Origin of the sequence: Streptomyces sp. NPDC046985, from assembly GCF_040644415.1 — a bacterium.
In the GTDB taxonomy this organism is placed as follows: domain Bacteria; phylum Actinomycetota; class Actinomycetes; order Streptomycetales; family Streptomycetaceae; genus Streptomyces.
In genome coordinates this window covers 36,536-48,607 of the sequence record NZ_JBEYWK010000022.1, presented here as the reverse complement: position 1 = coordinate 48,607, position 12,072 = coordinate 36,536, and the positions used below count along the sequence as shown (strand labels likewise).

Annotated in this window: 9 protein-coding genes and 1 pseudogene; 8 read left to right on the top strand and 2 right to left on the bottom strand. The window is 68.3% G+C overall.

Annotation, left to right across the window (positions count from 1 at the left end; genetic code table 11):
- The first annotated feature begins 55 nt into the window (after positions 1–55).
- The 3 genes and pseudogenes from ABZ861_RS25790 (at position 56) to ABZ861_RS25780 (ending at position 6,094) form a co-directional block, all read left to right on the top strand.
- Positions 56–4,489 carry an SNF2-related protein gene (locus ABZ861_RS25790; protein ID WP_361634458.1) on the top strand — a complete coding sequence of 1,478 codons (4,434 nt, stop codon included), beginning with the start codon at positions 56–58 and terminating at the stop codon, positions 4,487–4,489.
- The gene (locus ABZ861_RS25785) at positions 4,486–5,406 is read left to right on the top strand and encodes a hypothetical protein (protein WP_361634455.1); all 921 of its coding nucleotides are present in this window, start codon (positions 4,486–4,488) and stop codon (positions 5,404–5,406) included. Before ABZ861_RS25790 ends, ABZ861_RS25785 begins: the two co-directional genes overlap by 4 nt.
- Positions 5,403–6,094, top strand: a pseudogene (locus ABZ861_RS25780) (transposase family protein). The gene ABZ861_RS25785 and the pseudogene ABZ861_RS25780 overlap by 4 nt, the downstream one beginning before the upstream one ends.
- 61 nt (positions 6,095–6,155) lie before the next feature.
- On the opposite strand, the gene ABZ861_RS25775 reads toward ABZ861_RS25780, so the two are convergent.
- Both ABZ861_RS25775 and ABZ861_RS25770 read right to left on the bottom strand, forming a co-directional pair.
- A complete protein-coding gene (locus tag ABZ861_RS25775) occupies positions 6,156–7,271 on the bottom strand; it encodes an ImmA/IrrE family metallo-endopeptidase (protein ID WP_361634665.1) in 1,116 nt (371 codons plus the stop codon).
- On the bottom strand, positions 7,271–7,666 hold the full coding sequence (locus tag ABZ861_RS25770) for a hypothetical protein (protein ID WP_361634452.1): 396 nt from the start codon (positions 7,664–7,666) through the stop codon (positions 7,271–7,273). The genes ABZ861_RS25775 and ABZ861_RS25770 overlap by 1 nt, the downstream gene beginning before the upstream one ends.
- A gap of 180 nt (positions 7,667–7,846) precedes the next feature.
- Here ABZ861_RS25770 and ABZ861_RS25765 point away from each other — a divergent pair, with 180 nt between their 5' ends.
- The 5 genes from ABZ861_RS25765 to ABZ861_RS25745 all read left to right on the top strand — a co-directional run bounded on the left by ABZ861_RS25765 (position 7,847) and on the right by ABZ861_RS25745 (position 12,025).
- On the top strand, positions 7,847–8,098 hold the full coding sequence (locus ABZ861_RS25765) for a hypothetical protein (protein ID WP_361634449.1): 252 nt from the start codon (positions 7,847–7,849) through the stop codon (positions 8,096–8,098).
- A complete protein-coding gene (locus ABZ861_RS25760; RefSeq protein WP_361634446.1) occupies positions 8,095–8,454 on the top strand; it encodes a hypothetical protein in 360 nt (119 codons plus the stop codon). The genes ABZ861_RS25765 and ABZ861_RS25760 overlap by 4 nt, the downstream gene beginning before the upstream one ends.
- Complete coding sequence (locus ABZ861_RS25755; RefSeq protein ID WP_361634443.1) at positions 8,451–9,941, top strand: ThiF family adenylyltransferase; 1,491 nt, start codon at positions 8,451–8,453, stop codon at positions 9,939–9,941. Before ABZ861_RS25760 ends, ABZ861_RS25755 begins: the two co-directional genes overlap by 4 nt.
- Before the next feature lie 74 nt (positions 9,942–10,015).
- Positions 10,016–11,047 (top strand): hypothetical protein, encoded by a 1,032-nt coding sequence (locus ABZ861_RS25750; protein WP_361634440.1) that lies wholly within the window; start codon positions 10,016–10,018, stop codon positions 11,045–11,047.
- Positions 11,048–11,518: 471 nt separating this feature from the next.
- Positions 11,519–12,025 carry a hypothetical protein gene (locus ABZ861_RS25745; protein WP_361634437.1) on the top strand — a complete coding sequence of 169 codons (507 nt, stop codon included), beginning with the start codon at positions 11,519–11,521 and terminating at the stop codon, positions 12,023–12,025.
- The last annotated feature ends 47 nt before the right edge of the window (positions 12,026–12,072 follow it).

The following is a 12,072-nucleotide window of genomic DNA, read 5'->3' as shown; positions in this document are numbered from 1 at the left end:
GGTGGATCCGCATGTTTTCTCCAGGCTGTTGGAGGCAGCGTGGGCAAACCGATGCATGCCTCCCGAGGTGGATGCCGAGGCCGCCACACGCGGGGGATCCGGACGCCTGGGCGTCAAAGATCTGCGTCTGCTGCTGATGCGAGCCGCCTCGCTCCCCTCCGCCCAAGCGGCTGTCTCCGGCGCGTGGGCGATCATTTCGGCACGCCCCGAGCTGGCCACCTCCGTGCTTCATACGCACTGCCAGGACATCGGCGCCGCGTCGGCCTTCATGATTCGTGAGGTGCCCAGTGCGAACCCGAAGCTGTTCAGCGCTCAGGCCGGCTGGCGGGAGCCCGGAACGAGCGCCCACGGTGCCGTGGTGACGCGCCCCAGCCGCAAGGCCGCCCACCAGTGCGCGGCTGTGAGCCTGCTCGGTCACCTCTGCGGGGCCGAGCCGGTCGAGCAGGACAGCACTCTGGCCGGATGGGTGCCCGCCGGGCGCTTCTCATCGGCTTCGCCACCAGCCCAAGCCCGGGATGGATCCTTCCCGAACCGACTTCAACATGCTCTGGAACGCCCCCGGATCGCTCCGGCCGAAGTGACCGAGGTCGTCTTGCGGATCAACGCAGGCGAACTCATTCCGCGCGACCTGCACGCTGTTCTGTTCAACGCCCTTGCTGCAGCGTGGCTGCCCGCTCGCGAGGCGGCCCTGGCCGCGGCGGGTGATCCCAGTGTCGCGGTAGCCGTGCTGACCCTGCATCAATCCCTGCGTCATGCAGCGACGCCCACCTATACAGAAGAGGTGCGCAAGAGCGAGCCCGGCCCGCCGCTCTTCCGCATGCGCGCTACCTGCAGGGTCGACGGAGAGGAGATCAGCGAGCTCGGTCCTTGGCGCAACAACAAGAGACAGGCGCGCGGAGCAGTCGCGCACCGGCTCCTGGCCCAGCTGGCCGGACTGCCCCTGCAAGCGCCGCTGCCGCTTCAGGGCGCCCAGCCGCTCCCGGCGACGGGCAGCCGCCGTGCACAGGAGAGTGATCCGCAGGAGCAGCTGCAGGCCATGGCCGAGTCCGGTGCGATCAGCGAGCTCGTCTTCAAAGGCGCACCCGGCATCACGGGCCTGGAGCCGCTGTTCGTGTCCGTTGCCGCCTGTGAACACCGCGGTGAGCTGCTCACCGTTACCGAGCGGGGGCTGGGCCGCTCAAGCACGCGGGTGTCGGCCGCGCGTCAACTGCTCGATATCGTCCAGCGCGCCATGAAGGCAGGCCGGGGTCTGCGCCTGGGCCGTATCCCGGTGCCGGAACTCGGTGGCAAGAACCCGCTGATGCTCCTGAACGAGCTCAAACAGACCGGCAAGATCAGCAAGTTGCGTATCGAGGACCCCGAGGCCGAGAAGGGTGCCGCGGGATTCGTCGCACGGATCACCTGCAAGGTGCACTCGGAGTGGTTGGAGTCCGAGGGCCATGGGGCCAACAAGCGCGAGGCGCAACGTCAGGCTGCTGAGACCATGGTCGAATTGCTGGCCACTCCCATGGAGGGGCAGGGCCACGGCCAGAAAGGTCCCACCGCTCCGGAAGCGGCGGCTGCCAGTGCGGGAGCCGTGGGCGCGCACCGTAATCCGGGCGGCCCTCTCGCGGACCGCGATGAGGCTGCAGCTGCGGAGGACATGCTTGTCGAACTGCTGCAGCAGGGTATGGAGATCACCATCGACCTGCAGGACGGAACCGGCCGCTTCCTGCTCTTCCAGGCCGACGGGCTCCCGTTGGAGGCCCCCTGCCACAAGCCGATCAGACGCTGCACAGCCGACCTCATCCTGCCCGGACAGGGCCTCGCGGTCGGCCCCCGCCCGGTGGAATGCTGGCAGGTGCCCATGCGGCTATTGGCCAACGCCCTGGCCCGGACCTCCGACGGCGACAAGACCGCCCCGTCCGTCCAGTTGTGGCATCAGTTGCTCCAGCTCGGGCTGGCTGTGGTGGCCGACGGCCGGGTGTACCCGACGCTGGACAGCAACGGCGCCGACGTGTGGCGCCTGGGCCCGCTCAACGAACACGAGCGCCAGCGCGCACGGCAACTGCGCCAGGCCCTGGTGCCTCCCGCGCACTGCGGGGCCGCCACCGACACCCGGCCCTACCTCCTTTGGGCGCCACGTGTCGCGATCCGCGCCGGACTCGACGCGGTCGCCGAGGCGATGCTGCGCGGCCCCGGCACCTCAGCGATCCTGGGACACACCCCGTTCACCGCCCCCATCCCGCAGCAGCAGAACAGTTCCGCACTGCACCAGTGGGCCGACCGGGCCGAGGACGATCGCGCCGAGGCGCCGACCCTGGACTTGAAACTGTCCGTACAGGCCCCGAAGAAGGGCAGCCCCAACGACACGGAACTGCTGTGGGCCGAACTGCTGGTCTCCCAGCCCGCTGCGGAAAGCCGCAAGCAGCAGCTATTCCGCCCGGTTAAGCAGGTAGCTGGCGACGAGGCGCTGGTGGGGCACATCCGCCGATGGCTGCGACGCATCGCCGAGACGTGGGAGCCGGCCAGACGGCTCCTCGAATGCCCGGTACCCGACAAGTTCACCCTGCTCGCCAGCGAGGCCGTCCTGCTGCTGGGTGCCACACGCGATCAACTCGAGACGGCCGGCCTGAACGTGTACTGGCACCAGCAGTGGACCGACCTGCTGCGCACCCGCGCAGTTGTCGGGGGACTGCCCGATGCGGCTGCGGCAGTGACCCGTCCGCGGTTCTCCCTCGACGACGTGCTGGACGGCCGCTGGCAGATGTCACTCGGCGACACCGATCTCTCCGACCAGGAGATGGACGACATCGCCCAAGCGCCACGACCGCTGGCCAAGGTCCGGGGCCAGTGGGTGATGGTCGACGAAGAAACCGCCCGCCGTGCCACCGACCGCCGCATCGGCCCGATCTCCTCGGACCAGGCCCTCCGAGCGTCCTTGACCGGGCGCATCGACGTCGACGGGCAGGACATGCCCTGCGAGCCGGCGGCCGCGCTCGCCGACCTCGTGAACTTCCTGCGCACCGGATCCCGCACCACCCCCGTCGCCGCGCCGGGAGCCTTGCAGGCCACACTGCGCGACTACCAGCAACTGGGCCTGGCCTGGCTGGCGAACACCACCGACGCGGGCTTCGGCGCACTGCTCGCAGACGACATGGGTCTGGGCAAGACCCTGACCGCGCTGGCGCTGCACCTGCACCGCCGGGAACCCACCACGACCGGTGCCACCGGACCGACCCTGATCGTCTGCCCGGCCTCCGTCGTCGTCACATGGGAGAGGGAAGTCCACCGGTTCGCCCCGACTGTGCCGACCCTGCGTTATCTGGGGGCCGACCGCACCCTTGAGGACGCCACCTCCCGCACGATCGTCCTCACCAGCTACGAGACGCTCCGCCGCGACGTCGACCTGCTGGCCCTGCTGTCCTTCGACCTGGTCGTCGCCGACGAAGCCCAGATGGTCAAGAACCACCACACTGCCACCGCCCGCGCCCTGCGCCGGGTCCGAACCACCGCTCGGGTGGCCCTGACCGGCACTCCGGTGGAGAACAATCTCACCGAGGCATGGGCCCTCATGGACTGGCTCAACCCCGGACTGTTCGGCACGCAACGCATCTTCCGTGACCAGTTCGCCCGCCCTATCGAGGACAACATCGCCGACACCGAGCGAACCACACGGCTGTCCGGTCTCATGAGCGCGTTCATGCTGCGCCGCCGAAAGAGCGACCCCGGCATCCTGACCGAGCTGCCGCCCAAGGACATCCGGCCGCGCATTGTCGGCCTCAGCGACGAACAGATCCAGCTCTACCAACAGACCGCCGACGACACCCTCCAGGCGATCCGCGACGCCCAAGGAGTTCACCGCAAAGGCCTGTTGCTCGAGTTGTTCAACAAACTGCAGCAGATCTGCAACACGCCCGCCCAGTACCTCAGGGACTCCCTGGAAGACGACAACTACGACACCGAGCAGGCAGCGTCCCGCTCCGGCAAGATCGGCGCACTCGACGACCTGCTGCCCACCCTGACGGCCCCCGACGAGTCCACACTGATCTTCACCCGGTACCGGACCATGGCCAAGCTCCTCGTACGCCACCTGCGCAGCCACGGCCACGACCCGCTCTACTACAGCGGCGACATCCCCTCCCTCCGCGAACGCCAACGCATCATCGACACCTTCCAGGCCCGCTCCGGCCAGCTCATGGTGATGACGGTCAAAGCCGGTGGCACCGGCCTGACCCTCACCCAGGCAAGCCACGTCGTGCTCTTCGACCGCCCCTGGAATCCGGCGAAGGAGAACCAGGCCATCGACCGCGCCCACCGCCTGGGCCAGCAGCGCACTGTCACCGTGCACCCGCTCATCACGGAGAACACCCTGGAGGACCGAGTCGACGAGCTCCTCCAGCACAAGCGGGCCCTCGCCGACGCCGTGCTCGCCGACGGCTACTCCGCCCTCACCGAACTGACCGACGACCAGATCATCGACCTGATCGCTCTGGGAGCACAACGATGACCCCGAACGCGTGGGCCCACGCCTGGGAGACCCCCCTGCGGGCCGCCATCAACGACGAAACTCTCTGGCTCGCCGGTCACAACGACCTGTCCGCGGGCGGCCTCACCCACCTCACCCTCGAACCCGGCCGGGTCAGCGCCACCGCCACTGACCGGCACCACACCGCATCAGCAAACCCGGCGATCACCATGCCGGTCCTCACCCACGCCCAGACCGCGGCCTGGCAAACCACCTCCCCCACCTGCGGCCACCACCAAGCCGTCCGCACCGGCAAGCTCCCCGAATGCCTGACGAACCCGGACCACACCGGCGGCGTGCCCACCTGGCCCGCGCCCGAAGAGATCACCTTCGACTGCGACTGCGGAAGCTCGCCCTGCCGCCACGCCGCCGCCCTCGCCCACGCCGTGACCACACTCCTGGCTGCACACCCCGCCGACTTCGTCACGTTGCGCGGACTGCCCGCAGATTCCCCGCAGCACCCTCCGGTCACCGGCACGGACCAGCCCGTCACCACCACCCGCACCACGCCCGGCGGAAAGATCCACATCCCTGCCCACCACGCATGGGCCTGGTACCGCGAATGCGCCGAACCACCCCTGCTGCCTACATACACACCCGAGTGGACCGACGGGCCCGCGCCGGACCTTCCGGCGCGAACGGCGCCTCCCGCACCTGCACCAGCGGCGGAGCAGCTCCAGGCGCTCATCCACGACGCCGCAGCACAGGCGCGGGCACACCTACGTGACAACACTCAGCTGGAGTGTTCACTGCACGAGGACGTACTCCGCTTGGCGGCCACGATCCCCGGAGTCCGGCTCCCCGAGACGGCCGAACGCCTGAGCATCGACATCCCCGATCTGCGAGAGCAGATCTCGGCGTACACACCGACCCCGCTGCGTCGCCAGACAGGCACTTGACCACCGCGTAGAGGTCGAAGCGTCGTCGCCCACAGCGAGCACGCCCCTCAGTGGATCTCGCCCTCGCTTCCCGGCCGCTGCTGGCGCTGGCCCACCTTCGCAACGGCGACACGTTCACCCGGCTGGCAGCCGGCTTCCAGATCGGGGTGGCCACCGCCGAGCACCTGCAGACAGCCATGACCCGGATCCGCCTCCTGGCCTACGCGATCCTCGGCGGCACCCTTCCCGATCGACCGTGTCCACCATCAGAAGCCTTATCACTCCGGAAAACACCGCCGCCACGGTATGAACGTCCAGGTCATCGCGGACGCTGCGGGACGTCTCGTCTGGGCCTCGGCCGCGCTGCCCGGGCTCGACACACGACCTGACCGCCGCCCGGACCCGTGGCATCATCGACGCGCTGACCAGCGCGACGGTGATGACCTTTGCGGACAATGCCTATCAAGGCGCCGGCGGCGCCGTGCGTACACCGTTCAAGCAGCACCGCTACCGGCCGAAACTGTCAGCCCGGCAGAAGGCCGTGAACAAGACCCACGCCCGCATCCGCGCCCGTGGCGAACGTGCCGTCGCCATCTTGAAAACGTGGAAGCTGCTGACCAAGCTGCGCTGCAGCCCATCCCGGACGACCACGATCGTGCAGGCCGTCCTCGCCCTGCACCACGTTGAGAACCCGACCTACCGAGGTTGAAAAACGCTCACTAAATGAGATACAGCCCTGACCTCGAGGGCTGATGACTCAGTGGCCTCTGTTAGCCGAGCATGACCTTGCGCTTGAGACCGTTGCCCTTAGCCCAATCGTAAACCCGTTCGTGCTGGAGCCTTCCGACGACGATGCCTGGCGCGATGCCCGCAGTACGGGCAAAGATTTCGATGGCTGCGAGCGAGAGATAGGGGGTGGCAGCCAGTCTTCGATACGCCGCGGCGTACTCAGGCGGCAGGAGGATATTGGCTGCGAAAGCGTTCGCCTCATCTTCGCTTGCGTCTTCGTGACGCTTGTCAGGCGCGAGGTTTTTGCGATCGTCCATGAAGGTCAGCCGTTTGCCATGCAGCAGGACATGCGCGAGCTCATGGAAGAGACTGAACCAGAACTGGTCGTCTGTCTTGAACCGGTCGCTCAGGGCCACCATGACCTTGTCGGACGTCAGCCAACGCGTCGCACCGGAGACGTTCGTTTTGGTAAGTGCCGGGACGAACACCAATGCAACTCCCACCTGAGCGCAGAGTCGCGGCAATTCCTCCGACCAAATGGCCTGCTCCTGCAGCGTCAGTTCGCGAAGGCGGGGCAGGAGCGCGGTGAGCGCCGCTCGGTCGTACGGCTCGCAGTGCTGGTTGCGCGCTTCATGCTCGGCCAGACGCAGCCAGGTCGCGGTCGCATATTCGTTGGGACTGAGCACAGAGGATCGACGGAACGCGGCCTGGTAACCACGCCACACGTTGTGGGCCACTTCGGGAGTGGCCACACCGAAGAAATCGAGCAGCCGCCGAAGGTTTTTCACGCTCTTGGACCCGTCGGGCAGAATGCCGCGGCTGACCAACTCACGCAGAGGGAAGTGGTCGAGCCAGCCGAGATGTCCGGCCAGGGCCTTCTCCTCCTCCTCTCGGGCGAGCTGCGTGCGCCAGGCGGCCTCCCGCGCGTTCCACAGCCCGGCGGGCACTCCCGTGGCACGCTCAAGCAGCAGGGCGGTGTCGGGACTCAGCGCAGCGGTGCCCTGAATGACCTGGTTGATGTGCTTGGTGGAGAGCCCGGTCCGGCGAGCAAGGTCGGCTTGCGGGATCCCCAGGACCTCCAGGGTCTCCTTCAGGGTCTCCCCTGGGGGAGGGACAGTCTGGGGCGCGTACGCGGTCGGGTCAGCGCCGGGGGTCATCACGGTGCCTCTCTTCGGGCATGGAGGGGTACGGGGCGGGAGTTGAACACTGCGGGTTCGGGCTGGACATCCGTGACGATCACAGCTCGGACGCCCGCGTAGTCGAGTCTTCCGTCGGCGAGCCGGGGAGGGGGATCGGCGCGCGGACGCAGATGCAGATCCGCATACGGCCCCAAAGACACGAGCAGCAGGCCACCGCCGTCCGGACAAGGGCGCAGCCTGGCCGCCGGGAGGCACGACAGGGCTGCCAGATGAGCCGCGGCGTCGATCTCCGCCAGCCGCCGCCGCAGCACCGCGGACAGCGCCGGGCCGTAGCGGCGCTCACGCATGGCGTCGTCGTTGCAGGACAGGGCCAGCTCGACGTCGAGGTAGGAGAGCTCCACCAGCCGCCTCACGAATCATTTGCATTAACAGGCTTGGTGCATGCTAACATCGGCGCAAGATCGAGAGTTTGCATGTACCGATTTGGTGCATGTAAATCTCGCGACGGATCATTGTGCCTGCTCACGGGACCAGCACGTCGCGGTCCATGTCCGCTTGATCCCGGCATCGCCGGGAGACAAGGAGGTCTCGCCATGGCTATGGCAGACGCCGCCCTCAAGACCGTCACCATCACCGTGGACCGCGAGCCGGTCTCCGGGGTGCCCCGCCACACGACGCCGGACGAGATCCTGCGGCTGGCGGGAATCGACCCCGCCGGCCACTACCTCGTCAAGATCACCGGTCGCCACCAGGAGTCCTTCGAGGGACGGAGGGAGGAGCCGATCACCGTGCACGAGCACGAGAAGTTCGTGTCGCTGTCCACCGGCCCGACCCCGACCTCATGACCACGACCGGGCCGCTCTGGGGGCCTGCCGCGCTGCTGGCAGGCCTCCGGGCAACCGGCTACGCGCCCCAGCAGCAGAACGGCTTCATCGTCTTCGACTACACGATCGAGGCCGGCTCGTACGCCGGGCAGACCGTCAAGATCGGACTACAGGCCGCGGCGGACTTCCCCACGACCCCGCCCAGCGGCCCGCACGTGAGCCCACGCCTCGGACACCCTCATGGGGCCGTCCACCTCTCCGGGCTGGGAACGGAGTGGGAGTACTGGAGCCGTCCGGCCGCCAACTGGGCCGCCGACCGCAGTGTCCAGGGCTACCTACGCCACCTGCGCACCATGTTCGCACAGCTCGGCGAGTGAGCAGCGGCATGATCACCCGGTTCAGTGCCGCCGTACCCGCGCCGCTCGCCGGACGACTCGGCGAGCACCTTCGCCGTGCCGACGGGCACGAGGACTGCTGCTTCGTCCTGTGGCGTCCGGCTACCGGTGCCCGTCGTACCACCGCGGTGCTGGCCGATGTCGTGCTGCCCATCGAAGACGAGCGCATCGTGCACGGCACCGTCGATTTCACCAGCGCCTACTTCCTGCGCTCCGCAGCCCTGGCCTCAGAACGCGGCTGCGGGGTGGGCCTGATCCACTCCCACCCGAAGGGGTATGGCTGGCAGCGTCTGAACCAGATCGACCACGACGCGGAAGCCTCCTTCGCAGCGCAGGCCCTCGCGCTCACCGACCACCCTCTACTCGGGATGACCTTCGCCGGGGGCGACGGCAGGCACAGCGCCCGGATCTGGCAGCGACACGGGGCCCGGCGTTACCGACCGCGCCACGCCGAGAGCGTCCGCGTCGTCGGCGAAGAGTTCACCGTCACCTTCAACAGTGCCCTGCTCCACCCGCCGGGCGTCACGAGCGCACAGCAACGCAGTCTCTCCGCGTGGGGTCAACAGACCCAGGACACGCTCGCCCGTCTCCATGTCGGTGTGGTCGGAACCGGCTCGGTCGGCATGCTGATCGTCGAGGCCCTCGCGCGCACCGGCATAGGCCGCCTCACCCTCTTCGACTTCGACACCGTGGAGACCGTCAACCTCGACCGCCTCCTGCACGCCACATCACGTGACGCCCGCGTGAAGCGGCCCAAAGTCCGCCTCGCCGCGCGCGAGGCCCGTCGCGCCGCCACCGCCCCGGCCTTCCAGGTCACCGCGCTGGAGGCAAGCATCACCGAGCCGGACGGCTTCGCGGTGGCCGCCGACTGCGACGTGCTCTTCTCCTGCGTCGACCGCCCGTGGCCGCGTCACGTCCTCAACCAGCTCGCGTACGCGCACCTCATCCCCGTCGTCGACGGCGGAGTCAGCGTCGACGCGCGCGGCGGCGGTCTCCAAGGTGCCGAATGGCGTGCCCACATCGCCGCCCCGGGCCGAGCCTGCCTCGAATGCCTCGGTCAGTACGACTCCGCGTACGTCCCGATGGAGCGCGACAACTTGTTGGAGGACCCCTCCTACATCAGGGGCCTGCCCGCCGACCATCCGCTGCGTCGCAAGGAGAACGTCTTCGTGTTCTCCACCGCTGCCGCGGCCGCCGAACTGGTCCAGTTCATCACCATGGTGGCCGCGCCCGCCGGGGTCAGTGACAACGGAGCCCACCTGTACCACCTCGCCACCGGCACCCTCGACCGTCGTACCGAAGGGTGCAACCCCGGATGCCCGTACGACACAACACTGCTCGCCCTGGGCGATGCCGCCCCCACCGTCACGGGACGACACCTCGCGGCGGAGCGCGCCCGGGCCGGACGCGACACCCTCCGCTCCCGCTTCGCCCGGCTCGCGCACCGATGGCGCGACCCCCGCTCATGACACCTGCGCTGCCTCGGCGAGCCAACGCACGTGCAGCGTCTACCGATTGCCGCCTGGCAGAGGAAGAGGTACCGATGGATCGAAAAGAGTCCCTTGCGCAGCTCCTCGACGAAGGGCGCCGCGAGATCCAGGTGACCGACGAGGAGCTCGCCGAGGCCAAGCGCCGCCGCCAGCTCCTGGCCGCGTCCTCGCGCCGGGCCTTCCCCGGCTCCACCACCTATTACAACGGGAGCGTCGCGCACGGCGACGCCAACACCCCCCTGACCGACGTCGACCTCGGCGTCGTCCTCACCAAGAAGGACGCCGAGCCGTACGGCCCCGGCAAGAAGAGCGCCCTGGACCTCATGGAGAAGGTCCGCGAGGTGATCCACGAGGACCTCGATGACGAGTTCGACAAGCTCACCATCGAAGTCGAAGGCCGCCGCCGCGCCGTACTCGTACGGTTCGGCGACCCTGTCACGCAGGGCCAGGCCGACTTCACCGCGGACGTGATGACCGCGCTCCCCCATCTTTCGGGCCGCGGGCTGTACATCCCGAACACGAAGATCGCAGACCAGTGGGACCGCGCCGACCCGATCACCCACACGCGGATGGTCCTCCAGGCCATCGAGGACACGAAGGTCGTCTTCGCCCGTACGGTCCGTCTGCTGAAACACTGGAACGGCACCCACAGCAAGCCCATGTGCTCCTGGAACATCAAGGCTCTCTGCCTCGGCTGCCTCGACGAGCCCATGCCGCTCATCAACGCGCTGCAGACCTTCTTCACCTACGCGGCGGACGAGATCGACAAGGGCCCGACGCCCGACCCGGCCGGTGTGGCCGGACCGATCCCGCTCAACATGCCGCGCCGCGACGTGTACAAGCGGCTGTGCACCGCAAAGGAGTACATCGACTTGGCGATCGAGCATGAGAAGGCCGGGCGCCCGCTGAGTGCTCAGCACGCGCTGCACCAAGTCCTCCCGGAGCTCGTGCCGGACGCGGACGGCACGCAGGAGGAGGCCGGGCGCCTCGCGCAGACCGTCCTCGCCGGCGGCACGGCCGCCTCGGGACTTGGGCTCGCCACCCGGCTCGTCACGCCGACCCGACCCCGGGCCTGGGGAGACTGACACTGTGCCCCTCTGGTACGGGGCCCAGCCGCCATGGTGGGCCCCGCTCGAACGAGACGCCCGGCGACACTTCGGCGACGCACTCCAACACACATACGACCGAGGGACGTTGACGTACGGACTCGCTGGTCTCGATGTCATAGGCGAGCCCGACCCCATCGACGTCCGGATCCGCTTCTACGCGGACCCGCCTTACCCGACGTACGGCCTGCGGCCGGAGGACTTCCCGCGCGTCCACGCCAAACCCGGGGCCCCGTCGAAGCACCGGTACTCGTTCGACGACGCCCTCTGCCTCTGGTTTCCGCTCGATCCGGACGAGCACCGATGGACGAGTTCGAAAGGGCTTCTGGACCTCATCGAGATTGTCCGCACACACTTGTTCCTCGAACACTACTGGCGGCTCACCGGCGGTGAGCAGGGCGGCCAGTGGCTGATGGAGGATGCCCCTCACGGCATGCCGGGGAGTGACGTGTGCAGATCGTCGCGGAGACACAGGCGACGGAGGGCGGCTGGACCTGGGCCCAGACAGCCGCACTGATAGTCCCCTGCATCGCCCTCTTCGGCGCCTTCCTGACGTACGCCCTCAACCAGCGGGCCGTACGCAAGGAGCGTCGGGCCAAGACATTCGCGGAGGCCCTGACGGCGGTCGAGGAGTACCTGGAGATGCCGTACCGCATACGGCGTCGCCCCAAGTCCTCCTCCGCCGTGCGGCAGCAGCTCACCGACGAGGTCAGCGGCCTACTGGCTCGGATGGCCTTCCACCAGGCGTGGCTCCAGATCGAGGCATCGGCCGTCGCGGGACCGTACGCGACCTTCGTGGCCACGGCCCGAGCGGAAGCAGGCGCGCAGATGAGCCTCGCCTGGCAGCAACCACCGATCACCACCGACAACGGCATGAACCTCGGAACCCCGTACCCCCGGGACCGATCGAACGCAGCCCGGGGCGCCTGCATCGAAGCGATGCGCGATCAGCTTTGAGTTTGCGCTGGTCAGAAGCACTCTCATTTCCAATGTCCCACGCCTGC